At 73.3% G+C, this 25,049-nt stretch carries 19 protein-coding genes; 9 read left to right on the plus strand and 10 right to left on the minus strand.

Annotated elements, in window-relative coordinates; all coding sequences use genetic code 11:
* Positions 1-19: 19 nt before the first annotated feature.
* The 3 genes from ACFWA9_RS09200 to ACFWA9_RS09210 all read right to left on the minus strand — a co-directional run bounded on the left by ACFWA9_RS09200 (position 20) and on the right by ACFWA9_RS09210 (position 2,163).
* Entirely contained in the window at positions 20-592 is a 573-nt protein-coding gene (locus ACFWA9_RS09200) for a hypothetical protein (protein ID WP_380384826.1), read from the minus strand.
* A gap of 830 nt (positions 593-1,422) precedes the next feature.
* Positions 1,423-1,689, minus strand: a complete 267-nt coding sequence (gene rpsT / locus ACFWA9_RS09205) for a 30S ribosomal protein S20 (RefSeq protein ID WP_329487599.1) — start codon at positions 1,687-1,689, stop codon at positions 1,423-1,425.
* Between the two features lie 168 nt (positions 1,690-1,857).
* Positions 1,858-2,163, minus strand: a complete 306-nt coding sequence (locus ACFWA9_RS09210; protein ID WP_380384829.1) for an antibiotic biosynthesis monooxygenase family protein — start codon at positions 2,161-2,163, stop codon at positions 1,858-1,860.
* Positions 2,164-2,472: 309 nt separating this feature from the next.
* Here ACFWA9_RS09210 and lepA point away from each other — a divergent pair, with 309 nt between their 5' ends.
* Complete coding sequence (gene lepA / locus ACFWA9_RS09215; RefSeq protein WP_352289110.1) at positions 2,473-4,341, plus strand: translation elongation factor 4; 1,869 nt, start codon at positions 2,473-2,475, stop codon at positions 4,339-4,341.
* Positions 4,342-4,559: 218 nt separating this feature from the next.
* Here the strand turns inward: lepA and ACFWA9_RS09220 are convergent, their stop codons facing one another.
* From ACFWA9_RS09220 to ACFWA9_RS09235, 4 genes are all read right to left on the minus strand, one after another.
* On the minus strand, positions 4,560-5,627 hold the full coding sequence (locus tag ACFWA9_RS09220) for an NAD(P)/FAD-dependent oxidoreductase (protein WP_380384832.1): 1,068 nt from the start codon (positions 5,625-5,627) through the stop codon (positions 4,560-4,562).
* A 157-nt stretch (positions 5,628-5,784) separates the two neighbouring features.
* Positions 5,785-6,711 carry an RNA polymerase sigma factor SigJ gene (sigJ, locus tag ACFWA9_RS09225; RefSeq protein WP_380384835.1) on the minus strand — a complete coding sequence of 309 codons (927 nt, stop codon included), beginning with the start codon at positions 6,709-6,711 and terminating at the stop codon, positions 5,785-5,787.
* A 148-nt stretch (positions 6,712-6,859) separates the two neighbouring features.
* On the minus strand, positions 6,860-8,842 hold the full coding sequence (locus ACFWA9_RS09230; protein ID WP_380384867.1) for an ABC transporter ATP-binding protein: 1,983 nt from the start codon (positions 8,840-8,842) through the stop codon (positions 6,860-6,862).
* Positions 8,843-8,865: 23 nt separating this feature from the next.
* Entirely contained in the window at positions 8,866-10,599 is a 1,734-nt protein-coding gene (locus ACFWA9_RS09235; protein WP_352289101.1) for an ABC transporter ATP-binding protein, read from the minus strand.
* Between the two features lie 323 nt (positions 10,600-10,922).
* Here ACFWA9_RS09235 and ACFWA9_RS09240 point away from each other — a divergent pair, with 323 nt between their 5' ends.
* Together ACFWA9_RS09240 and hemW are read left to right on the plus strand one after the other, a co-directional pair.
* Positions 10,923-12,845, plus strand: a complete 1,923-nt coding sequence (locus ACFWA9_RS09240; protein ID WP_380384838.1) for an AMP-dependent synthetase/ligase — start codon at positions 10,923-10,925, stop codon at positions 12,843-12,845.
* 59 nt (positions 12,846-12,904) lie between these two features.
* Entirely contained in the window at positions 12,905-14,134 is a 1,230-nt protein-coding gene (hemW, locus tag ACFWA9_RS09245; protein WP_329487592.1) for a radical SAM family heme chaperone HemW, read from the plus strand.
* 57 nt (positions 14,135-14,191) lie between these two features.
* Here hemW and ACFWA9_RS09250 read toward each other — a convergent pair whose 3' ends face one another.
* Genes ACFWA9_RS09250 through htpX form a run of 3 tightly spaced genes read right to left on the minus strand, consistent with a single transcriptional unit; the run spans position 14,192 to position 16,591 of the window.
* The gene (locus ACFWA9_RS09250; RefSeq protein WP_329487591.1) at positions 14,192-15,025 is read right to left on the minus strand and encodes a DUF3097 domain-containing protein; all 834 of its coding nucleotides are present in this window, start codon (positions 15,023-15,025) and stop codon (positions 14,192-14,194) included.
* Between the two features lie 31 nt (positions 15,026-15,056).
* Entirely contained in the window at positions 15,057-15,641 is a 585-nt protein-coding gene (locus ACFWA9_RS09255; RefSeq protein WP_380384840.1) for a hypothetical protein, read from the minus strand.
* 29 nt (positions 15,642-15,670) lie between these two features.
* Positions 15,671-16,591, minus strand: a complete 921-nt coding sequence (htpX, locus tag ACFWA9_RS09260; protein ID WP_352289092.1) for a zinc metalloprotease HtpX — start codon at positions 16,589-16,591, stop codon at positions 15,671-15,673.
* A 260-nt stretch (positions 16,592-16,851) separates the two neighbouring features.
* On the opposite strand from htpX, the gene hrcA reads away from it, so the two are divergent.
* The 6 genes from hrcA to ACFWA9_RS09290 all read left to right on the plus strand — a co-directional run bounded on the left by hrcA (position 16,852) and on the right by ACFWA9_RS09290 (position 24,855).
* A complete protein-coding gene (gene hrcA / locus ACFWA9_RS09265; RefSeq protein WP_329487588.1) occupies positions 16,852-17,886 on the plus strand; it encodes a heat-inducible transcriptional repressor HrcA in 1,035 nt (344 codons plus the stop codon).
* A 76-nt stretch (positions 17,887-17,962) separates the two neighbouring features.
* Positions 17,963-19,102 (plus strand): molecular chaperone DnaJ, encoded by a 1,140-nt coding sequence (gene dnaJ / locus ACFWA9_RS09270; protein WP_329487587.1) that lies wholly within the window; start codon positions 17,963-17,965, stop codon positions 19,100-19,102.
* Positions 19,103-19,192: 90 nt separating this feature from the next.
* On the plus strand, positions 19,193-19,942 hold the full coding sequence (locus ACFWA9_RS09275) for a 16S rRNA (uracil(1498)-N(3))-methyltransferase (RefSeq protein WP_352289089.1): 750 nt from the start codon (positions 19,193-19,195) through the stop codon (positions 19,940-19,942).
* Positions 19,943-20,068: 126 nt separating this feature from the next.
* Positions 20,069-23,389: a PDZ domain-containing protein gene (locus ACFWA9_RS09280; RefSeq protein ID WP_380384845.1), complete on the plus strand. Its 3,321-nt coding sequence runs from the start codon at positions 20,069-20,071 to the stop codon at positions 23,387-23,389.
* Positions 23,390-23,572: 183 nt separating this feature from the next.
* Positions 23,573-23,926 (plus strand): histidine triad nucleotide-binding protein, encoded by a 354-nt coding sequence (locus tag ACFWA9_RS09285; protein WP_329487584.1) that lies wholly within the window; start codon positions 23,573-23,575, stop codon positions 23,924-23,926.
* A 5-nt stretch (positions 23,927-23,931) separates the two neighbouring features.
* Positions 23,932-24,855: a ribonuclease Z gene (locus tag ACFWA9_RS09290; protein WP_329487583.1), complete on the plus strand. Its 924-nt coding sequence runs from the start codon at positions 23,932-23,934 to the stop codon at positions 24,853-24,855.
* The last annotated feature ends 194 nt before the right edge of the window (positions 24,856-25,049 follow it).

Genomic DNA, 25,049 nt, shown 5'->3' on the forward strand with positions numbered 1-25,049 from the left:
CGGCCGCCACGACCGGACCTTACGAGCCGCCGATCGCCTTCAGGATGTCCCGGGTGTCGTCGAGCATCGCGCGGCGGACGGCCTCGCGGTCCAGCGTGGTGTTCTTCCCGACCTGGTAGTTGTCCGTCCAGAACAGGGAGTACGTCATCCCGCCGTCCCGGACCTGTAGGTAGTGGTTGATGTCGTGGAAGGTCTGGTCCGAGCTGGTCGGCTCGTCGCCGTAGGCGAAGTAGGCCTCCTGGCCGAGGTTCGGCACATCGGTGATCTCGTACTTCTGCTGCTCGAAGTAGCTTCGGGTGGCGGCGAATTCGGGCGCGGAGTCGACCGCCCGGTGCAGTTCGGCGCGGATGTCGAGGGTGGCGTAGTCGGCGACGTCGCTCCCGCTGACCGCTCGTTTGACCAGCGCGTAGCACCGCATGATGTCCATGGAGTCGGACCGGCCGGTGTGCTGCAGCGGGTAGTCGTCGACCATGCGGTACTGCTTCTTGAACGCGGTGAGCTTGCCCGACTCGCAGAGCCTGTCGACGGCGTGGTAGCCGTGGAGGCTCTGCGCCGGGGAGCCGCTGTCGACGATCCGCGGCACCAGGGCCACGGCGCCGGACCAGGCGGCCGAGGCCAGGACGGCGCCGACGAACGCCCAGACGGCGTTGCGGCGCAGGTTTCCGCCCCTCCTGACCGTCCCCTCGCACGGCCCGGGCTCCCCGGCGGGGGCCGTACCGGGTGAGGGGGCGGGCCCCGGAGCGGGGGGAAGTCCAGGGGTGGCGGGAAGTCCGGGGGAGGGGGGAAGTCCGGGCGGAGGTCCGAAGCCCGGGGCCGCCGCGGGCGGCGGGGGCTGCTGCGGGAAGCCGCCGAACCCCGGTCCGCCCTGGGCCGGTGGTGGTGGCGGTGGTGGCGTCGTCATAGGTGCCCCCCTGAGCGTCGACGAAGATGCCTGCCACGAAGGTGCCGCCCCGGAACCATGACTCGCAACGATGGCCCGTAACGGTGACCCGGAACGCGGTGGCCCCCCGGGAGGGGGACGCGACCGCCGCCCGCCCGGTTGCCGTGAGCGCGGCCCCCCGAGCTGCCGTCACCGACCATAGCGGCAGGAGCACAGAACGCGACAGAAGCCGCAGGACCCGCAGCCGCAGCGACAGAAGCCGCAGCCGCAGGACCCGCAGCCGGTCCGCCGGACGACGGGGATCCGCGCGAGAACGTCCGCGGCGGAAGCCCCGGCCGGAAACGACGACTGCCCGCCCGGTGGGGACCGGGCGGGCAGTCGGGGAAGCGCCTACGAACGGGCACTTCCGGTGGATCTTCGTGCACCGCACCCGCGTGGCGAACGCAGGCCGCGTGCGGTGCGAGTCTTGAGCTCGTGCCTCAGGGGACCGGGTAGAGGGCCGGTCCGTCCTGGGACGGTCGGGGCCGTGGGCCCCGGCGGAGTCAGGCCTGGACGGCGTTGACGCGCTTGGTGATGGCCGACTTCTTGTTGGCGGCCTGGTTGGCGTGGATGACGCCCTTGCTGACGGCCTTGTCCAGCGCCTTGGAGGCGGCGCGGGCCAGCACGGTGGCCTTCTCGGTCTCGCCGGCGGCAGCGGCCTCACGGGCCTTGCGCAGGGCGGTCTTCAGCGAGGACTTGACGGCCTTGTTGCGCAGGCGCGCCTTCTCGTTGGTCTTGTTGCGCTTGATCTGGGACTTGATGTTCGCCACGAAGGAGCCTCAGTCTTGTCAGTAAACGGTTCTGGGGTCCCCCCGGCCGAAGGCTGGGGGAGAGTTGCACCGCGCGGCCGCCGGACTGCTGAGAGGGCATGCCTGGGCCAGGTGCAGCGCCCCACGCTACCAGGGGGCACCGCCCGACCCAAACCGGCCGGATCCGGATCAGGCCCGGAGCACCGGCTCGCCGTAGTGCTCGACCTCGGGAAACGGCCGGTAGAAGCGGTGCAGCAGCTCGCGCCACCGCTGGTACTCGGCGGAACAGCGGAACCCCTCCGTGTGGTCCTCCAGCGCCTCCCATTCCACCTGGAGCAGGAACCTGGCGCCGCGGCCCTCGTCGAGGCAGCGGCGCAGCGCGAGGGAGCGGAAGCCGGACTGGATCGCGATCAGCGGCTTCGCCTCCGCGAAGGCGGCGAGGAACGCGTCCTCCTGGCCGGGGACGACGTCGAGGAGGGCGCTTTCCAGGATCATGGACGACCATCCTGCCCCGACCGGTCGGGGCGCGGGAAGGGACGGCCGTTCAAGGGCCCCGCGGCGGCACTTGAACGGGCCCGCGGACCAGCCCCGGACGGACTCCCGGACGGACTGCCGGACGGACCCGCGCACCGACCCCCGGAGCACCCCCGGCGCGGCCCCGGTGGAACCGAACGGCGGCGGACGTCGCGCTCGTGGGAGGATGGGAAGAACTATTTCGATCGGACGACTGTCCGGTCCCCGGGAAACCGGTCAGCGATGACCCGGACGCCCCCGGCCCCCGGACCAACGGAGAATCGGACCAAGGTGCCCGCGACCCCCAGCAATGTGCCAGAGCCCAGCCGTACCGACCCGGCGCTGATCCGCAACTTCTGCATCATCGCCCACATCGACCACGGCAAGTCGACGCTCGCAGACCGGATGCTCCAGATCACCGGTGTGGTCGACCCGCGGCAGATGCGCGCCCAGTACCTCGACCGCATGGACATCGAGCGTGAGCGCGGCATCACCATCAAGTCGCAGGCCGTCCGCCTCCCATGGGCGCCGAAGACGGGGCCGAACGCCGGCTCGACGCACATCCTCAACATGATCGACACCCCGGGCCACGTGGACTTCACGTACGAGGTGTCCCGTTCCCTCGCCGCCTGCGAGGGCACCGTCCTCGTGGTGGACGCCGCCCAGGGCATCGAGGCGCAGACCCTCGCCAACCTGTACCTGGCGCTGGAGAACGACCTCACGATCGTCCCGGTGCTCAACAAGATCGACCTGCCGGCCGCCCAGCCGGAGAAGTACGCCGCCGAGATCGCGCACATCATCGGCTGCGACCCGGACGACGTGCTCAAGGTCAGCGCCAAGACCGGTCTCGGCGTCGAGGAGCTGCTCGACCACCTGGTCGACAAGATCCCGGCCCCGGTCGGCGTCAAGGACGCCCCGGCCCGCGCGATGATCTTCGACTCGGTCTACGACTCCTACCGCGGCGTGGTCACCTACGTCCGGGTGGTCGACGGCCAGCTCACCAAGCGCGAGCGCATCGCCATGATGTCCACCGGCGCGACCCACGAGCTGCTGGAGATCGGCGTCATCTCGCCGGAGCCGAAGGTCGCCGACGGCCTGGGCGTCGGCGAGGTCGGCTACATCATCACCGGGGTGAAGGACGTCCGGCAGTCCAAGGTCGGTGACACCATCACCTCGATGCACAAGGGTGCGACCGAGGCGCTGGGCGGCTACAAGGACCCGCGTCCGATGGTCTTCTCCGGCCTGTACCCGCTGGACGGCTCGGACTACCCGCTGCTGCGCGACGCCCTCGACAAGCTGCGCCTGAACGACGCCGCGCTGGTCTACGAGCCGGAGACCTCGGTCGCCCTCGGCTTCGGCTACCGCTGCGGCTTCCTCGGCCTGCTGCACCTGGAGATCATCCGGGAGCGCCTGGAGCGCGAGTTCAACCTCGACCTGATCTCCACCGCCCCGAACGTGGTCTACCGCGTCGTGATGGAGGACGGCACCGAGCACACCGTCACCAACCCCAGCGAGTTCCCGACCGGGAAGCTCGCCGAGGTCTACGAGCCGGTCGTGCGCGGCACCATCCTGGCGCCGAACGAGTTCGTCGGCGCCATCATGGAGCTCTGCCAGGCCCGTCGCGGCAACCTCCAGGGCATGGACTACCTCTCCGAGGACCGCGTCGAGCTGCGCTACACCCTGCCGCTCGCCGAGATCGTCTTCGACTTCTTCGACCAGTTGAAGTCCAAGACCCGCGGCTACGGCTCCTTCGACTACGAGCCCATCGGCGAACAGAGCGCCCAGCTGGTCAAGGTCGACATCCTGCTGCACGGCGACGCGGTGGACGCGTTCTCCGCGATCGTGCACAAGGACAAGGCCTACAACTACGGCGTGATGATGGCCGGCAAGCTGCAGAAGCTGATCCCGCGCCAGCAGTTCGAGGTGCCGATCCAGGCCGCCATCGGCTCCCGGGTGATCGCCCGTGAGACGGTCCGCGCGATCCGCAAGGACGTTCTCGCCAAGTGCTACGGCGGTGACATCTCGCGCAAGCGCAAGCTGCTGGAGAAGCAGAAGGAAGGCAAGAAGCGGATGAAGATGGTCGGCCGCGTGGAGGTCCCGCAGGAGGCCTTCATCGCCGCGCTGTCCACCGACGCCGAGGCGCCGAAGGAGAAGAAGTAGCCGGCGCGAGCCGGGTGTTTCCGGCCGGCCCGACGGGGTCGGCCGCAGCGGTGCCCGACGGGCCCGGGGCGCCTCGCCCCGGGCCCGTCGGCCTGTCCGCCCGTCGGCCTGTCCGCCCGTCGGCCTGTCCGCCCGTCGGCCTGTCCGCCCGTCGGCCTGTCCGCACGGCCGGCCTGTCCGCACGGCGCCCGGTCGGTGCGGCGGCCCGGCTCAGGCTCTCAACGCAGCGCCCAGACCACGCCGTTGACGATGGCGGCCTTGGTCAGCCGCCCGGCCCGGCCGGTCAGCACCGAGGGCCGCATCGAGTCGTCGCCGTGGATCAGCTGGACCAGGCCGTCCCGGCGGCCGAGGCTCAGGCACTGCACGGCGTAGCGGAACGCGAAGGGCTTGTCGGTGCGCCCGGTGAGCAGCTTGCCGAGGTAGCGGCCCATCGGCTGGGCGGTGGCGCAGCCCATCCGCAGGGTGCCGGTGCCGGGGACGGTCACCGCGGCGGCGTCGCCGATGACGTGGACCTCCGGGTGCGAGACGGAGCGCAGGTGGCCGTCGACCACCGCCCGGCCGGCCGGGTCGACGGTCAGGCCCGCCTCGGCCGCCAGCGGGTGCGGCTCCATGGCGGCGGCCCAGGCGACCACGTCGGCGGGGATCCGGCCGCCGGTGGTGTCGAGGCCCCCGGCGTCGACCCCGGTGACGGTGTGCCGCTCGTGCACCTCGATCCCGAGCCGGGCCATGACGGTGCGGACGTGGGCCCGGCCACGGGCCGAGAACCAGCCGCCGACCTGTCCGGCGGCGACGATCCGCACCCGCCAGGCGGGGTGGGCCTCGGCGATCTCGGTGGCCAGTTCGATGCCGGTGGCACCGCCGCCGACCACGACGACGGTGCCGGGCCGCCCGGCGGTGCTCAGCCGCTCGCCCAGTTCGGCGGCCCGCTCGGCGGAGTAGGCGTGCTCGGCGGCGCCCGGGACGGCGTGCCAGGCGGTGCGGCTGCCGAGGGCGTAGACCAGGGTGTCGTAGGGGAGGGCCTCGCCGGTGTCCAGGAAGACCTTGCGGGCGGCGAGGTCCAGGCCGGTGGCCCGGGCCGGGACGTGCCGCACGCCGCGCCCGCGGACCACCTCGGCCAGGGCGGGCCGGTGCTCGGGGAGGCCGGCGGCGGTCTCGTGCTGGCGGACGCGGTGCAGGAAGCGGGTCTCCGGGGCGATCAGGGTCACCCGGTGGCGCCGGCCCGCCCGGGTCGCCGCGGTCAGCCCCGCGTAGCCGGCGCCCAGTACGACGATCTGCTTCTCGGTCATGTCGTCCGCCTCCTCCGAAACGCCCCCGCGGAGCGTTCTGTCGACACGTTCTCGGTGTCCGTTCGGGAAGGGGACGACGCGGCCGGTCAGGGTGTGACGGTGAGCCGCGTCACAGGTCCGTCGGCGGGCCGCGTTACAGGTCCGTCGGCGTGCTGGGTCACAGGTCCGTCGGCGTGCCGGGGGCGTCGGCCACCCGGGTCAGCTTCTCGGGGTTGACCACCACGAAGGCCTCGGTGATCCGGCCGTCGGCGACGGTGAACGCCAGCACGCCGCCGGGCCGGCCGTCCGCGTCCTGGACGAGCAGCCCCGGCTCGTCGTTGACCAGGGCGGGCACCAGGCTCATGCCCGGCAGGAACCACTTCGCGACCAGGCCGGCCACCAGGCGGGAGACCTTGTCCGCGCCGAGGACCGGGCGGGCGCCGGCGCTGACGACGCCGCCGCCGTCGGAGTGCCAGACCACGTCCGGGTCGAGCACGGCCAGCAGGCCCTCGATGTCGCCGCGGGTGCTGGCCGCCGCGAAGGCGGCCACGGCCTGCCGGTGCTCGGCCGGGTCGGCGGTGGCGCGGCGCCCGCCGTCCTTGACCCGGCGCCGGGCCCGGGAGGCGAGCTGGCGGGCGGCGTCGGGGGAGCGGTCGAGGGAGGCGGCGATCTCGTCGAAGCCGACCGCGAACACGTCGTGCAGCACGAAGGCGGCGCGTTCGGCCGGGGTGAGCTGCTCCAGGACGGCGAGCACCGCGAGCGAGACGGACTCGCCGAGTTCGGCCAGCTCGGCCGGTGAGGCGGGGGAGTCCTGGTAGGAGACGGCCGGTTCGGGCAGCCATTCGCCGAAGTAGGCCTCCCGGCGGGCCCGGGCGGAGCCCAGCTGGTCGTAGCAGAGCCGGGTGACGACGGTGGTCAGGAAGGCGCGCGGGTCGGCGACGGCGGACCGGTCGGTGCCGCGCCAGCGCAGCCAGGCCTCCTGCAGCACGTCCTCGGCGTCGCTGAACGAGCCGAGCAGCCGGTAGGCGACCGAGCCCAGGTAGCGCCGGTGGGCCTCGAAGGCGTCGGGTTGTGCGGCGGCAGCGGCCGACAGGTCGTCACTCACAGGCCCACCGTAGCGGCCCGGGGCGGCGGCCGGAGCGTTCGAGGGGGCACCCCCGGACGGGGCCCCGGCCTCCCCGTGGGCGGAACGCCGGAGGGGGAGGCCGGGTGACCCCGCCCTCCCCCTCCGGTGCGGCCCGCCGGCCCGCCGGTCAGTCCACCTCGGCGACGGCCTCGGCGAACTGCGCCTGGTACAGGCGGGCGTACGCGCCCTCGGCGGCGATCAGCTCGTCGTGCGTGCCCTGTTCGACGATCGAGCCGCTCTCCATCACCAGGATCACGTCGGCGTCCCGGATGGTGGAGAGCCGGTGGGCGATCACGAAGCTGGTGCGGCCGGTGCGCAGCCGGGCCATGGCGCGCTGGATCAGCACCTCGGTCCGGGTGTCGACCGAGCTGGTCGCCTCGTCCAGGACCAGGATCGACGGCTGCGCCAGGAACGCCCGGGCGATGGTGATCAGCTGCTTCTCGCCGGTGCTGACGCCGGTGCCCTCGTCGTCGATGACGGTGTCGTAGCCGTTCGGCAGGGTCCGGACGAAGCGGTCCACGTGGGCGGCCCTGGCCGCCTCGACGACCTGCTCGTGGGTGGCGCCCTGGGCGCCGTAGGCGATGTTCTCGGCGATGGTGCCGCCGAACAGCCAGGTGTCCTGGAGGACCATGCCGATGCCGGAGCGGAGGTCCTCGCGGGACATGGCCGCGATGTCGACCCCGTCCAGGGTGATCCGCCCGCCGCTGACCTCGTAGAACCGCATCAGCAGGTTGACCAGGGTGGTCTTGCCGGCGCCGGTCGGGCCGACGATGGCGACGGTCTGGCCCGGTTCGACCTTCAGCGAGAGGTCGTCGATGAGCGGCTTGTCGGGGTCGTAGCGGAAGGAGACGTCCTGGAAGGCGACCCGGCCGCGGATCGCGTCGGGGCGCTCCGGCATGGCCGGCTCCGGGGTCTGCTCGGTCGCGTCCAGCAGCTCGAAGACGCGCTCGGCGGAGGCGACGCCGGACTGCACCAGGTTGGCCATGCTGGCGACCTGGGTGAGCGGCTGGCTGAACTGCCGCGAGTACTGGATGAACGCCTGCACGTCGCCGATCGACAGCGCGCCGCTGGCGACCCGCAGGCCGCCGACGACGGCCACCAGCACGTACTGCAGGTTGCCGATCAGCATCATCGCGGGCTGGATGATGCCGGAGATGAACTGGGCCCGGAAGCTGGCCGTGTACAGCGCCTCGTTGTGCTCCCGGAAGGTCTCGGCGGACTCCTTCTGCCGGCCGAAGACCTTCACCAGGGCGTGGCCGGTGTACATCTCCTCGATGTGCGCGTTCAGCTGCCCGGTGGACTTCCACTGCTGGACGAACTGCGGCTGCGCCCGCTTGCCGACCCTGGTCGCCACCACGACCGACAGCGGGACGGAGATCAGGGCGATCAGGGCGAGCAGCGGGGAGATCCAGAACATCATGGCGAGCACGCCGACCACGGTGAGCAGCGAGTTCACCACCTGGCCCATGGTCTGCTGCATGGACTGGCCGATGTTGTCGATGTCGTTGGTGACCCGGCTGAGCACCTCGCCGCGGGGCTGCTTGTCGAAGTAGCTGAGCGGCAGCCGGGCGAGCTTGGACTCGACGTCCTGGCGCAGCCGGTAGCTGGCCCGCTGGATCGCCTTGGTGGCGAGCCGGCCCTGGACGATGCCGAAGGCGGCGGAGGCGACGTAGATCGCCAGCACCCAGAGCAGCACGGTGCCGATCGCGCTGAAGTCCATGTGCTGGCCGGGGGTGAAGTCGACCGCGGAGAGCAGGTCGGCGGCGCCGCCGTCGTGCGCCCGCACGTCCGCGACGGCCTGCGCCTTGGAGATGCCGGCCGGGAACTGCTGGCCGACCACGCCGGCGAAGATCAGGTCGGTGGCCCTGCCGAGTACCTTGGGCCCGGTCACGGCGCAGCCGATGCTGAGCACGCCGAGGGCCAGCACGCCGCTGAGCAGGGCGCGTTCGGGGCGGAGCAGGGCGAGCAGCCGCTTGCCCGAGCCCTTGAAGTCCATCGACTTCTCGGAGCCCTGGCCGCCCATGAACCGGCCGGGGCCGGCCGGGCCGCGGCGGGCGGCGGCGGCCTGCGAGTCGCTGGGCACCTCGCCGGAGCCGGGGCCCTTCGTCATGGGCGCCTTCTTCTGCGGGGTGGTCACGCCGCCTCCTGCTCGGTGAGCTGGGAGAGCACGATCTCCCGGTACGTCGGGTTGTCGGCCATCAGTTCGCCGTGGGTGCCGCTGCCGACGACCGCGCCCTCGTCCAGGACGACGATCCGGTCGGCGTCGCGGATGGTGGAGACGCGCTGGGCGACGATCAGCACGGTGGCGTCGGCGGTCTCCCGGGAGAGGGCCCTGCGCAGCCTGGCGTCGGTGGCGTAGTCCAGCGCCGAGAACGAGTCGTCGAACAGGTAGACGCCGGGCTTGCGGACGAGCGCGCGGGCGATCGCCAGGCGCTGGCGCTGGCCGCCGGAGACGTTGCTGCCGCCCTGGGCGATGGGCGCGTCGAGGCCCTCGGGGAAGCGCTCGACGAACTCCTTGGCCTGGGCGACCTCCAGGGCGTGCCAGAGCTCCTCGTCGGTGGCGTCGGGCCGGCCGTAGCGCAGGTTGCTGGCGACGGTGCCGGTGAACAGGTAGGGCTTCTGCGGGACGAGGCCGACGGTCTCGGCGATCGTCTCGGGGGCGAGTTCGCGGACGTCCACGCCGTCCAGCAGGACCTGTCCGGCGGTGGCGTCGAAGAGCCGGGGGACGAGGCCGAGCAGGGTGGACTTGCCGCTGCCGGTGGAGCCGATGACGGCGGTGGTCTCGCCGGGGCGGGCGGTGATGTCGACGCCGCGCAGGACGGAGGCCTCGGCGCCGGGGTAGCGGAACTCGACGGCGCGCAGTTCGAGCTTGCCCCGGGCCAGGAGTTCGGTGACGGGGGTGGCCGGCGGGACGACGCTGGAGCTGGTGTCCAGGACCTCCTGGATGCGCTCGGCGCAGACCTCGGCGCGCGGCACCATCATGAACATGAAGGTGGCCATCATGACGCTCATCAGGATCTGCATCAGGTAGGAGAGGAAGGCGGTCAGCCCGCCGATCTCCATGCCGCCGCTGTCGATGCGCATGGCGCCGAACCAGAGCACGGCGACGCTGGAGGCGTTCACCACCAGCATCACGGCCGGGAACATGAACGACATCAGCTGGCCGACCTGGAGGGCGACCCCGGTCAGGTCCCGGTTGGCGCCGGCGAACCGGGCCTGCTCGTGGTCGTCCTTGACGAAGGCGCGGATGACCCGGATGCCGGTGATCTGCTCGCGCAGGACCCGGTTCACCGTGTCGATCTTCTTCTGCATGCTGCGGAACTTCGGGCGCAGCGCGCGGACGAGCAGGGCGACCACGACGCCCAGCAGGGGGACGACGGCCAGCAGCAGCGCGGAGAGCGGCACGTCCTGGTTGAGCGCCATGACGATGCCGCCGACGCACATGATCGGCGCGGCGACCATCAGGGTGAAGGTCATCAGGGCCAGCATCTGGACCTGCTGGACGTCGTTGGTCGTCCGGGTGATCAGGGAGGGGGCGCCGAAGGAGCCGACCTCGCGGGCGGAGAAGGTCTGCACCCGGTCGAAGACGGCGGCCCGGACGTCCCGGCCGAACGCCATGGCGGTGCGCGCGCCGTAGAAGACGGCACCGATCGAGCAGAGCGCCTGGGCGACGGTGACGGCGATCATCACAGCGCCGATGCGCAGGATGTAACCGGTGTCGCCCTTGACCACGCCCTGGTCGATGATGTCGGCGTTCAGCGTCGGCAGGTAGAGCAGGGCGAGCGTGGACACCAGCTGGAGGAGCACCAGCAGGGAGATCGGTCGGGAGTACGGGCGCAGGTACGCCCTCAGCAGTCTGATCAGCACTGGCACACTCTTGTCTTCGGCAGTGGGGTTCGCATCCCAATTCTCATGCTTCTGTGGACTCGCACAGTTGATTCCGGCCCCGCGCCCCGAGGTTTGTCCAGTCCTTTGCTGAACGCACCGGCGGGCCCGGTTGCGCCGTGCACCGGCGGCTCGGCAGTGTGCCAGCTGTCCTCACCCTCTTACGGAATGACCGGTTTCCCCCTAGGCTGCTGATTGCCCCCTTGTTACTCACCGGTATCGGATCGATTGCCCGGGGGCCCGGCGACCGCCCCCACGGGCGCCGCGACATCCCTCAGACGGCCACCCGCCCCCGGAGGTCCTCGTTGAGTTCCGCGCAGTCCCTGATCGACTCCGGCCGTGCCGACATCGTCGCCGGGCGGCCCGCCTCCGTCGCCCACCTGTTCCTGGAGCGGGTCGCCGCCACGCCGGCGGGTGAGGCCTACCGCTTCCCCGTCCCGGTGGACGAGCACGCGGCGGACGGCGCCCCCGGCGCCGAGCAGTGGCGTTCGCTGACCTGGGCGCAGACCGCCACCCGGGTGTACGCGGTGGCCGCCGGCCTGCTGTCGCTGGGCATCAGCCCGGAGGACCGGGTCGCGCTGATGTCCTCCACCCGGCTGGAGTGGGTCATCGCCGACCTCGGCAACATGTGCGCGGGGGCGGCCACCACGGCCGTCTACCCGAGCACCAACGCCGACGAGACGGCCTACATCCTCTCCGACTCGGGCTCCAGGGCGATCTTCGTCGAGAACGAGAAGCAGCTCGCCAAGGTCGTCGGCGAGCTCGGCCAGCTGCCCGAGCTGCGCACCGCCGTCCTCTTCGACGGCACCGGCCCGGTCGCCGGGGCGCCCGGGCTGAACGTGCTCACCCTGGCCGAGCTGGAGCAGCTCGGCACCGAGTACCTGGAGCAGCACCCGGACGCCGTGCGGCGGGCCGTCGACGCGCTCGACAAGGAGCAGCTGGCGACCCTGATCTACACCTCCGGCACCACCGGCCGCCCCAAGGGCGTGCGGCTGGTCCACGACTGCTGGGCGTACCAGGGGCGGGCGCAGGAGGAGAGCGGGCTGCTGCGCGCGGACGACGTGCAGTTCATGTGGCTGCCGCTGTCGCACGTGTTCGGCAAGAGCCTGATCTGCGGCCAGATCGCCACCGGTCACGTGATGGCGCTGGACGGCCGGGTGGACCGGATCATCCACAACCTGCCGGTGATCCGCCCGACCATGATGGCCTCGGCGCCGCGCATCTTCGAGAAGGTCTACAACGGCATCGCCGGCAAGGCCCGGGCCGAGGGCGGCGCCAAGTACAAGATCTTCATGTGGGCGGCGAAGACCGCCCGCGACTACGCCCGGGTCACCCAGGCCAACCGGATCGCCACCGGGCAGGACAGCGCCCCGCTGGGGCTGCGGGTGCGGCACGCGGTGGCCGACAAGCTGGTGTACGCCAAGATCCGGGCCGCGTTCGGCGGGCGGATGCGCGGCTCGGTCTCCGGCAGTGCCGCGCTGGCACCCGAGATCGGCTACTTCTTCGCCGGTGTCGGCGTGCCAGTCCTGGAGGGCTACGGCCTGACCGAGAGCTCGGCCGGGATCTGCGTCAACCCCGCCGAGGACCTCCGGGTCGGCACCATCGGCACCGTGCTGCCCGGCAGCGAGATCCGGATCGCCGAGGACGGCGAGATCCTGCTGCGCGGCCCCGGCGTCATGCGCGGCTACCACAACCTGCCGGAGAAGACCGCCGAGGTGCTGGAGCCGGACGGCTGGTTCCACACCGAGGACATCGGCGAGATCGGCCAGGACGGCTTCCTGCGGATCACCGACCGCAAGAAGGACATGTTCAAGACCTCCGGCGGCAAGTACGTCGCGCCGAGCGAGGTGGAGGGCAAGTTCAAGGCGGTCTGCCCGTTCGTCAGCAACATCCTGGTGATCGGCAACGGCCGCAACTACTGCACCGCGCTGATCGGCCTGGACGAGTCGGTGATCATGCCGTGGGCGGCCGAGCACGGCCTGGCCGGCAAGTCCTACGCCGAGGTGGTCGGCGACCCGAAGGTGCACCAGCTGGTCGACGGCTTCGTGCAGCGCCTCAACGGCGACCTCCAGCGCTGGCAGACGATCAAGAAGTTCACCCTGCTCCCGCGCGACCTGGACATCGAGCACGGCGAGCTCACGCCGAGCCTGAAGATCAAGCGCCCGGTGGTCGAGCGGACGTACGCGGACGCCGTCACCGAGATGTACGCGGGCGCGAACGAGGCCTGATCCGTCCGTCGTCCCGTACGGCCTCGATGATCACCGGGGCCGTACGGGACAATGGGGTCATGCCCTCCGCACTCCCCGACGGCGAACCCGTGCCGTCCGACGGTTCCCTGCCCGCGCACGCCCTCGCCGGGCTCGGGTCGCGGCCGTTCGGCTTCTACCTGCACGTGCCGTACTGCGCGAGCCGCTGCGGCTACTGCGACTTCAACACCTACACCGCCACCGAGCTGCGCTCCTCCGGCGCCGTCGCCTCCCAGGAGACCTACGCCGACAACGTGGTCGCCGAGATCCGGCTGGCCCGCGAGGTCCTCGGCGACACCGACCTGCCCGTGCGGACCGTCTTCCTCGGCGGCGGCACGCCCACCCTGCTGCCCGCCCGGGACCTGGTGAAGATGCTGGCGGCGATCCGGGCGGAGTTCGGGCTCGCCGACGACGCCGAGGTGACCACCGAGGCCAACCCCGAGTCGGTCGACCCGGCCTACCTCGCCGAACTGCGCGAGGGCGGCTACAACCGGGTCTCCTTCGGCATGCAGAGCGCCCGGCCGCACGTCCTGCGGCTGCTCGACCGCCACCACACCCCGGGCCGCCCGGAGGCCTGCGTGGCCGAGGCCCGCGCGGCCGGCTTCGAGCACGTCAACCTGGACCTCATCTACGGCACCCCCGGCGAGTCCGACGACGACTGGCGGGCCTCCCTGGACGCCGCGATCGGCGCCGGGCCGGACCACGTCTCGGCCTACTCGCTGATCGTCGAGGACGGCACCAAGCTGGCCGCCCGGGTCAAGCGCGGCGAGCTGCCGATGATCGACGACGACGTGCACGCCGACCGCTACCTGATCGCCGAGCAGGCGCTCGCCGCCGCCGGCTACTCCTGGTACGAGGTCTCCAACTGGGCCACCACCCCGCAGGGCCGCTGCCGCCACAACGAGCTCTACTGGACCGGCGGCGACTGGTGGGGCGCCGGCCCCGGCGCGCACAGCCACGTCGGCGGCGTCCGCTGGTGGAACGCCAAGCACCCGGCCGGCTACGCCCGCGCCCTCGCCGAGCGCCGCACCCCGGCCCAGGGCCGCGAGCGGCTCACCGACGAGGACCGCCGGGTCGAGCGCATCCTGCTCGAACTGCGCCTCGCCGAGGGCATCCCGCTGGACCTGCTCACGGCGACCGGCCGCGCGGCCGCCGACCGGCACCTCGCCGACGGCCTGCTCGACCGCACCACCCACGAGCGCGGCCGGGCCACCCTGACCCTCCAGGGCCGCCTCCTGGCCGACGCCGTGGTCCGCGACCTGGTGGACTGAGAGTCGTTGCCGTGGTGCCAGCCGCCGGCTCGCGGTCGCGGGCCCACGGCTGACCGGTCAGTCCTCCAGGGTGACGAAGTCGATCAGTTCCTCGACCTTCGCCAGCAGGGCGGGCTCCAGGTCCTTGAAGGAGTCGACCGAGGCGAGGATCCGCTTCCACGCGGCGGGGGTGTCGGCCGGCCAGCCGAGGCGGCGGCAGACGCCCCCCTTCCAGTCCTCGCCGTAGGGGACGTCCGGCCAGCCGGGGATGCCGACGGAGGAGGGCTTCACGGCCTGCCAGACGTCGATGTACGGGTGGCCGACGACCAGCACGGCGTCGCCGGTGACCCGGGCGGCGATCCGGTGCTCCTTGGTGCCGGGGAGCAGGTGGTCGACCAGGACGCCGAGCCGGCGGCCCGGGCCGGGGGCGAAGTCGGCGACGATCGCGGGCAGGTCGTCGATGCCCTCCAGGTACTCGACGACGACGCCCTCGATCCGCAGGTCGTCCCCCCAGACCCGCTCGACCAGTTCGGCGTCGTGCCGCCCCTCGACGTAGATCCGCGACTCCCGGGCCACCCGGGCCCGCGCTCCGGGGACGGCGACCGAGCCGGAGGCCGTCCGGCCCGGCGCGCGCGGGGGAGCCGGCGCGGCGGCGGCGGGGCGGACCAGGGTGACGGTCCGGCCCTCCAGCAGGAAGCCGCGCGGCACCAGCGGGAACACCCGCCGCTTGCCGAACCGGTCCTCCAGGGTGACGGTGAAACCCTCGGCGGTCTTCTCGCAGCGCACCACCGCGCCGCAGAAGCCGGTCGCGGCCTCCTCGACCACGAGGTCCCGGTCGGCGGGCACCTCGGGGGCGGGCTGCTGCCGCTTCCACGGCGGGGTGAGGTCGGGTCCGTACTGGCGGCTGCGCATGCAGGTGACTATAGGCAGGCCCGACGGGGCGTCACAGGCCCGGCGCGCCCCAGACCGGGAACCAGCGGGTGAGGTCCTTCTCCAGCCGCAGGTCGTTCCCCAGCATGGCGTTGACCTGCAGTTCCAGCGGGCTGTCGCGCTTCTCCCCGCCGCCCGGCACCGGCGCGAACGGGTAGAAGGTGCCGCGCTTGTACAGGTAGACCAGCGCCAGCGGCTGCCCCTCGGCGCCGCGGAAGGCCACCAGCGAGCAGAGCAGCTGCGGGCCGAAGCCGTTCCCCTCCAGCTCGCTGTTGACCGCGTGCAGGTCGTTGACCAGCTCCGGCAGCTCCTCGGGGGTGTGCCGGGCGAGCAGCCAGGAGTAGCCGTAGGCGTCCTTGGAGGCCTCCACCGGGACGCCGCCGCGCTCGGTGTCGGCGTCCAGCAGGGCCCGGACCTGCCGCTCGACCTCGACGAAGGCGCCGCCCTCGACCGAGGAGAAGCAGACCGACCCGACGCCGGTCGGCCGGAAGCCGGCCGCCGCCTCCAGGGTCAGCGCGGCCGAGGGCACGCCGAACAGCTGGTCGAGGTCGGGCCGGACGGGCTTGGTGCGGCCGAACAGTGCGTTCAGGATTCCCACGGCGGTCCCCTCCGGGGCGGGTCGTCGGCTCAGCGGCCGAGCTGGGTGGAGATCTTCGCCAGCTGCTCCAGCCGCTTCTCCAGCGAGGGGTGGGTGGAGAACAGCTGCGAGGCGGCCTCCCGGGCGCTCAGCGCGGGGGCGAAGTAGAAGGCGTTGTACGGCTGGGCCTGGCGCAGGTCCTTGGTCGGGATCGCGGCGATCTGGCCGGTCACCTTGGTGAGCGCCGAGGCCAGTGCGCTGGGCCGGCCGGTGAGCTGGGCGGCGGCCCGGTCGGCGGCCAGCTCCCGGTAGCGGGAGAGCAGCCGGGTCAGCAGGAAGCTGATCGCGTAGACCACCACCGACACCAGCGGGATGACCAGCGCGGCGATCGCGGCGTTGGAGTCGTTGCTGTTGCGGCCGCCGCCCATGAAGCCGCCGTACATCGCGATCCGGGTCATCGCCCCGGCCAGTACGCCGAGGAAGCCGGCGATGGTCATCACCGCGACGTCCCGGTGGGCGACGTGCGACAGCTCGTGCGCCAGGACGCCCTCCAGTTCCTCCGGTTCCAGCCGCCGCAGCAGCCCGGTGGTGACGCAGACCACCGCGTTCTGCGGGTTGCGGCCGGTCGCGAAGGCGTTCGGCATGTCGTTGTCGGCGACCGCCACCCGGGGTTTGGGCATGTCGGCGAGGGCGCAGAGCCGGTCGACGGTGCCGTGCAGCTGGGGGTACTGCTCCGGGGTCACCCGGTGGGCGCCCATCGCCCGTTCGGTGATCTTGTCGCTGAACCAGAACTGCGCCACGAACAGCCCGCCGGAGATCAGCACGATCAGTGGCCAGGCGCCGCGCAGCAGCGCGATCAGCAGGCCGGTGAAACCCACGTACAGGAGCCCGATCACGAACATGGTCCCGACCATCCGGCCGGTCAGGCCGCGGTCCGGGGCGAAGCGGGTGGGCTGGCCCGAGGTCGACATCGCTGGTCCTCCGTTCGCCGTTCGCTATCGATGCTGCCACCCGGCCGGTCCCGCGGCATCACCCGCGCGCCGCGCGATGCGGGCAGGATCACCCCGGCGGTGCCGTTCCTGCCGTCGGACCCGGGCCTTACACTGGCAGGTACGGTTCTGGCACTCCTCTGTTCAGAGTGCCAAAGGCCGCGGTCCGCCCGGCGGACCGCACCATGCCGGAACGACACACGTCACCACGGACAACGTGCGAAGAGGGAGGTGCGTGCCCCATGGCCGGTGAGGTCCGCCAGCTCGACGAACGCAAGCTCGCCGTGCTCCGCGCCATCGTCCAGGACTACGTGGGCACCGAGGAGCCGGTCGGCTCCAAGGCTCTCGTCGAACGCCACAACCTCGGGGTCTCCCCGGCCACCGTCCGCAACGACATGGCCGCGCTGGAGGAGGACGGCTTCATCCACCAGCCGCACACCAGCGCCGGGCGGATCCCCACCGACAAGGGGTACCGCCTCTTCGTCGACCGGCTCGCCGAGGTCAAGCCGATGAGCGCGCCCGAGCGGCGGGCGATCCGGCACTTCCTGGACGGCGCGGTGGACCTGGACGACGTGGTCGCCCGCACGGTCCGGCTGCTCGCCCAGCTCACCCGGCAGGTGGCGGTGGTCCAGTACCCCTCGCTCTCCCGCTCCACGGTGCGCCACATCGAGCTGGTCGCGCTGGCTCCGGCCAAGGTCATGCTGGTCCTGATCACCAACACCGGCCGGGTCGAGCAGCGGATGGTCGACTGCCCGGGTCCGGTCGGCGAGGTGGTCCTCGCGGACCTCCGTGCCAAGATCAACACGAGGGCCGTCGGCGTCCGGCTGCCCGACGTGCCGGGGCTGCTGGACGAGCTCCCGGCGATGTTCGAGGCGGTGGACCGGCCGGCCGTCACCATCGTCCTGGCGACGCTCTTCGAGGCGCTCGCCGAGCAGAACGAGGAGCGGATCATGCTGGCCGGCACGGCCAACCTGACCCGCTTCGGCCACGACTTCCCGCTCACCATCCAGCCGGTGCTGGAGGCGCTGGAGGAGCAGGTCGTCCTGCTGCGCCTCCTGGGTGAGACGGCGGACGCCGGGATGACGGTCCGGATCGGCCGGGAGAACGCGTACGAAGGGCTCAATTCCACCTCGGTCGTCTCGGTCGGTTACGGTTCGGGCGACGAGAGCGTGGCCAAACTGGGTGTGATCGGTCCGACCCGGATGGACTATCCGGGCACAATGGGGGCGGTGCGAGCGGTGGCACGGTACGTGGGCCAGATCCTGGCCGAGTCGTAGGGAACGACCGGTGTCCCACGGATGACACCGGTACCAGTCGCAAGCACTTCTACAGGCGGAACAAGCGGAGCATTTGGTGGCCACGGACTACTACGCGGTACTCGGCGTCCGACGGGATGCGGGGCAGGACGAGATCAAGAAGGCGTTCCGGCGCCTGGCGCGCGAACTGCACCCGGACGTCAACCCCGACCCGAAGACGCAGGAGCGGTTCAAGGAGATCAACGCCGCCTACGAGGTCCTCTCCGACCCGCAGAAGCGGCAGGTCTACGACCTCGGCGGGGATCCCCTCTCGCCCAACGGGGGAGGCGCGGGCGGCTTCGGCGCGGGCGCGGCCGGGTTCGGCTTCTCCGACATCATGGACGCGTTCTTCGGCGCGGCCGCCGGTCAGCGCGGCCCGCGCTCGCGCACCCGGCGCGGCCAGGACGCCATGATCCGGCTGGAGATCACCCTGGAGGAGGCCGCGTTCGGCACCACCAAGGAACTCCAGGTCGACACCGCCGTCACCTGCACCACGTGCAGCGGCGAGGGCGCCGCCCCCGGCACCTCCGCGCAGACCTGTGACATGTGTCGCGGCAAGGGCGAGGTCTCCCAGGTCACCCGGTCCTTCCTGGGCCAGGTCATGACCTCCCGGCCCTGCCCGCAGTGCCAGGGCTTCGGCACCGTCGTGCCGACCCCGTGCCCGGAGTGCGCCGGCGACGGCCGCGTGCGGGCCCGCCGCACCCTGACCGTGAAGATCCCGGCCGGTGTCGACAACGGCACCCGGATCCAGCTGGCCGGCGAGGGCGAGGTCGGCCCCGGCGGCGGCCCGGCCGGCGACCTCTACGTCGAGATCGCCGAGAGCACCCACCCGACCTTCCAGCGCCGCGGCGACGACCTGCACTGCACGGTCACCATCCCGATGACGGCCGCCTCGCTCGGCACCCAGGTGCCGCTGCAGACCCTGGACGGGCTGGAGGAGGTCGACATCCGGCCCGGCACCCAGTCCGGCCAGTCGATCCCGCTGCACGCCCGCGGCATCACCCATCTGCGCGGCGGCGGCCGGGGCGACTTGATAGTGCACGTCGAGGTGCAGACGCCCACCAAGCTCGACCCCGAGCAGGAGGACCTGCTGCGCCGGCTCGCGGTGCTGCGCGGCGAGGAGCGGCCCTCCGGCCAGTTCGCGCCGGGCCAGCAGGGGCTGTTCTCCCGGCTGAAGGACGCCTTCAACGGCCGCTGACCGTACCGGCGCCCGGTGCCCCGCTCCCGGCGGGTCACCGGGCGCCGTCGTTCCCCCGTCCGTCCCCCCACCCCCACTCCAGGAACCGCCATGACCGCGCCCGTGTTCGTCGTCGAGACCGCGCAGCTCGCCTCCGCCGCCCCCGGCGCGGTGGTCCGGCTGGACGGCCCGGAGGGGCGGCACGCCGCCGCCGTGAAGCGGCTGGAGCCGGGCGAGGCGGTGACCCTGGCCGACGGGCTCGGCCTGGGCGCCGACGGCACCGTCACGGCCGTGCACGGCAAGGACGCCGTCGAGGTGACGGTCGCCGCGGTCCGCCGGGAGGCCGAGCCGGCGCCGCGGATCGTCGTCGTCCAGGCGCTGCCCAAGGGCGACCGCGGCGAGCTGGCGGTGGAGACCATGACCGAGGTCGGCGTGGACGTGGTGATCCCCTGGGCCGCCTCCCGCTGCATCACCCAGTGGAAGGGCGAGCGCGGTGCCAAGGCGCTCGCCAAGTGGCGCTCCACCGCCCGCGAGGCGGGCAAGCAGTCCCGCCGGCTGCGCTTCCCCGAGGTCCGCGAACTCGCCACCACCCGCCAGCTGGCGCCCGTCCTGGCCGGGGCCGCGCTCGCCGCGGTGCTGCACGAGGACGGCGCCGAGCCGCTGGCCGGTGCCGCGCTGCCCGGCGGCGGGGACATCGTGCTGGTGGTCGGCCCCGAGGGCGGGGTCTCCCCGGAGGAGCTGGCCGCCTTCGCCGAGGCCGGTGCCAGGCCGTACCGGCTCGGGTCCTCGGTGCTGCGCACCTCGACCGCGGGAGTGGCCGCCGGCGCCCTGCTGCTGGGCCGCACCGGCCGCTGGGGCTGAGCGGGCCGGTCGCCGCACGGACCGTTCGTCCTCCGGCGGTTCGTTCCCCGGCGGTTCGTCCCCCGTAGGGGGCGGCCTGCGCGAAACCGGAGGCGCGCCGCCCCGGCGGGTGCGTAGGGTGCGGCTGTGAGCGAATCCCCGAGCACCCCTGCCGGCGCCTACCTGCGCCATCCGCACCTGCACGGTGACCTGATCACCTTCGTCGCGGAGAACGACGTCTGGCTCGCCCCGCTGGACGGCGGCCGGCCCTGGCGGCTGACGGCCGATCACGTCCCGGTCCGCCGCCCGCGCTTCTCGCCGGACGGCCGGCACATCGCCTTCGTCTCCACCCGGGACGGCGCGCCCGAGGTGCACGTCGCGCCGGTGGACGGCGGGCCGTCCCGGCGGCTGACGTACTGGGGCAGCGACCAGACGCAGCTGCAGGGCTGGACGGCCGACGGCAGCCCGGTCGCCACCACCTCCGCCGGACAGGCCACCCTGCGCCGCACCTGGGCCCACGCCGTACCGCTGGACGGCGGCGAGCCGCGGCGGCTGCCGTACGGGCCGGTCGGCGGGGTGGCGTACGAGCCGGGCGGCGACCGGGTGCTGCTGCTCTCGGCGGCCGGTGCGGAGCCCGCGCGGTGGAAGCGCTACCGGGGCGGCCGGGTCGGCAAGCTCTGGATCGGCGCCGAACGGTTCGCCCGCGTCCACGAGGAGCTGGACGGGCACATCGAGGCGCCGCTCTGGGTCGACGCGCCCGGCGGCGCCCGGATCGCCTTCCTGGCCGACCACGAGGGCGTCGGCGAGCTCTACTCCAGCCTTCCCGACGGCAGCGGCCTGCGCCGCCACACCACCTCCCCGGAGGGCTTCTACGCCCGCGGCGCGACCAGCGACGGCACCCGGGTGATCTGGCACCGGGCCGGTGACCTCTGGCTGCTGGACGACCTCGACGGCGCCGAGCCGCGCCGGCTGGACGTCCGGCCGTCCGGCCCCCGGGCCGGCCGGCGGCCCCGCCCGGTGCCGGCCGCGCACTGGCTGGAGAGCGCCGCCCCCGACCGCACCGGCCGGGCCGGCGCCGTGGTGGTGCGCGGCAGCGTGCACTGGCTGCCGCACCGGGAGGGCCCCGCCCGGGTGCTGGACGAGACGCCCGGCGTCCGGGCCCGGCGGGCCCACGTGGTGCCCGGCGAGGACGGCGCGCAGGGCGTGCTCTGGGTGACCGACGCCGACGGCGAGGACGCCGTCGAGTACGCCCCCGCCGTGCTCGGCGAGGAGCGCCGCCGGCTGGCCGGCGGACAGCTGGGCCGGGTCCGCGCGCTGGCGGTCTCGCCGGACGGCAAGCAGGCGGCGGTCGGCGCGCACGACGGCCGGGTCCTCCTGGTGTCGCTCGCCGACGGGACGGTGCACGAGCTGGACCGCAGCACGGACGGCGAGGTCAGCGGGCTGGCGTTCAGTCCGGACTCCGCCTGGCTCGCCTGGTCGCGGCCGAGCCCGGGCTTCGGGGCCTGGTCGCTGCGCCAGATCGTGCTGGCCAACCTGGCCACCCGCACGGTCGGCGAGGTCACCCCGGCGCGCTTCATCGACACCTCGCCGGCCTTCACCGCCGACGGCCGCCACCTGGCCTTCCTCTCGGTGCGCAACTTCGACCCGGTCTACGACTCGCACGTCTTCGACCTGTCGTTCCCCAACGGCTGCCGCCCGTACCTGGTCACCCTGGCCGCCGACACCCCCTCCCCGTTCGGCCCGCGCCGGGCCGGGCGGCCGGCCGGCGGGGAGGACGACGAGCCCAAGGGCAAGAAGGCGGACGGCGAGGAGGGGGCGGCCGACGCCCCGCCCGCCACCCGGGTCGACCTGGACGGGATCGCCGACCGGATCATCCCCTTCCCGGTCGAGGGCGGCCGGTTCGGCGAGCTGGCGGCCGCCAAGGACGGCGTGCTCTGGACGCGGATCCCGCTCACCGGCGAGCTCGGCGACGACGCGGCCACGCCGGAGGACGAGCAGCCGCGCCCCACCCTGGAGCGGTTCGACCTGCGCAAGCGCCGGGTCGAGCAACTGGTCGACGGGCTCGACGAGTTCGCGGTCAGCGGCGACGGCACCCGGGTCGCCGTGCTGGACGAGGGTGAGCTGCGGATCGTCCCGGCCGACCACAAGGCGGTGGGCGACGACGACGAGATCGACGTCGACCTGCACCGGCTGCGGGTGACCGTCGACCCGGCCGCCGAGTGGCGGCAGATGTACGACGAGAACGGCCGCCTGATGCGCGACAACTTCTGGCGCCCGGACCTCGGCGGCCTGCCCTGGGCCGAGATCCTCGACCGCTACCGGCCGCTGGTGGAGCGGCTCGGCTCGCACGACGACCTGGTCGACCTGCTCTGGGAGGTGCACGGCGAGCTGGGCACCTCGCACGCCTACGTGCAGCCCTACGGCATCCACACCGAGGCCGCCCGCCGGCAGGGCAAGCTCGGCGCCGACCTGGTCAAGGACGGCGAGGTCTGGCGGATCGCCCGGATCCTGCCCGGCGAGTCCTCGGACCCGCGGGCCCGCTCGCCGCTGGCCGCGCCGGGCGCCGCCGTCCGCCCGGGCGACGCGGTGCTGGCCGTCAACGGCCGCCCGGTGGACGCGACCGCCGGCCCGGCCCCGCTGCTGGCCGGCACCGCCGGACAACCGGTCGAGCTGACCGTGGCCGGCAAGGACGGCACCGACCGCCGGTACCCGGTGGTCGTCCCGCTCGCCGACGACGAGCCGCTGCGCTACCACGACTGGGTGGCCGGGCGGCGGGCCGCCGTCCGGGAGCTGTCCGGCGGGCGGCTCGGCTACCTGCACATCCCCGACATGCAGAGCACCGGCTGGGCCCAGATCCACCGCGACCTGCGGTCGGAGATGGCCCGGGAGGGCGTGATCGTCGACATCCGGGAGAACCGCGGCGGCCACACCTCGCAGCTGGTGATCGAGAAGCTGGCCCGGCGGATCGTCGGCTGGACGGTCGCCCGCGACCTCGCCAACCCGGTGCCCTACCCCGGCGACGCGCCGCGCGGGCCGATCGTGGCGCTGGCCGACGAGTTCTCCGGCTCGGACGGCGACATCGTCAACGCCGCCATCCAGGCGCTGAAGCTCGGCCCGGTGGTCGGGACGAGGACCTGGGGCGGCGTGATCGGCATCGACAGCAAGTACAGCCTGGTGGACGGCACCCTGGTCACCCAGCCGAAGTACGCGTTCTGGCTGGAGGGCTACGGCTGGGGCGTGGAGAACCACGGCGTCGACCCGGACGTCGAGGTGCCGGTCGCGCCGCACCAGTGGGCCGCGGGGGAGGACCCGCAGCTCGCCGAGGGCGTCCGGATCGCCCTGGCGGCGCTGACCGAGACCCCGGGCAGCACGCCGCCGCCGCTGCCCTGGGAGCAGGGCCCGGCGCCGGACGCCCCGCAGGACGCGGGGCAGGAGAGCGGGCACGGCGCCGGGCAGGACGCCGGGTAGGACGGGCGCAGGTCCGGCGGGGGTGCCCGGGCAGCTGACCGGGCACCCCCCACGGGCCGTACGCCCCTCGCGGGCGGCGGGTCCGCGGGGGCGGGCGCGACTGCCAGCAGGCGACCGGGCCGCTCGGCTAGCATGCGGCCGTACGCCCCGACCGACACCGTGCGACACCGCGAGGAGACCCCGATGGCCGGCGAGCCGCAGTCCGACTGCCTGTTCTGCAAGATCGTGGCGGGCGAGATCCCGGCCACCGTGGTGCGCAAGACCGAGCGCGTCCTCGCCTTCCGGGACATCGCCCCGAAGGCTCCGACCCACGTCCTGGTCATCCCGCACGCCCACTACCCGAACGCCGCCGCGCTGGCCGCCGCCGAGCCGCGGATCGCCGGCGAGCTGCTCGCCGAGGCCGGCGAGGTCGCCCGGGACGAGGGCCTCGACGACTACCGGCTGATCTTCAACACCGGCGCGGGCGCGGGCCAGACCGTCTTCCACGCCCACGTCCACGTGCTCGGCGGCATGCCGATGAACGAGCGCATGGTCTGAACGACGTGTCACAGCGCGAACTCGTCGTCCTCGGCACGGCCAGCCAGGTCCCGACCCGGCACCGCAACCACAACGGCTACCTGCTGCGCTGGGACGGCGAGGGCCTGCTGTTCGACCCCGGCGAGGGCACCCAGCGCCAGATGCTGCACGCCGGGGTCTCCGCCACCCAGATCACCCGGATCGCGGTCACCCACTTCCACGGCGACCACAGCCTGGGCCTCGCCGGGGTGATCCAGCGGATCAACCTGGACCGCGTCCCGCACCCGGTGGACATCTACTTCCCGGCCTCCGGGGAGGTCTACTTCGAGCGGCTGCGGCACGCCACCGCGTTCCACGAGACCGCCGTGCTGCGCCCCCGCCCGATCGACGGGCCGGGGCCGCTGCCGGCGCCCGGCGCCCGCTTCGCACTGGACGCCGTCCGGCTCTCGCACCCCGTCGAGTCCTTCGGCTACCGGCTCACCGAGCCGGACGGCCGCCGGCTGGTGCCCGAGCGGCTGGCCGCGCTCGGCATCGCCGGCCCGGACGTCGGCCGGCTCCAGCACCGGGGAGCGATCGAGTCGGGCGGCCGGCGGGTCACCCTCGACGAGGTCAGCGAGTTCCGCCGGGGCCAGCGGTTCGCCTTCGTGATGGACACCCGGCTCTGCGAGGGCGTCCACGAACTCGCCGAGGGCGCCGACCTGCTGGTCATCGAGTCCACCTTCACCGACGCCGACACCCGGCTCGCCGAGGAGCACGGCCACCTCACCGCCGGCCAGGCCGGCAAGGTCGCCGCCGAGGCCGGCGCGGGCACCCTGGTGCTGACCCACTTCTCGCAGCGCTACCCGGACCTCGGCCAGCACCTCGCCGACGCCCGCAAGCACTTCGACGGCACCGTCGTGCTCGCCGAGGACCTCGCCCGGGTGCCCGTGCCGCCCCGCCGGCGGCCGTGAGCGGCCGGGCGCGCGGAGCCGCGGGCCGGTGGCCGTGCGCCCGGGCGGGGCACCGGTCCCGGGCGGAAAACCGTTCGCGCCGCTCCGCGATCTGCCCCAGCATCGTCGGGAGCGGCCCCGCCGCCCGCCGCAGCGATCACGCTCGCGGCGTACCCTGGTGCCCCGGAAGGACCGCGCGGCACCACGAGACCACG

Origin of the sequence: Kitasatospora sp. NPDC059973 (assembly GCF_042737525.1) — a bacterium.
Lineage (GTDB): Bacteria > Actinomycetota > Actinomycetes > Streptomycetales > Streptomycetaceae > Kitasatospora.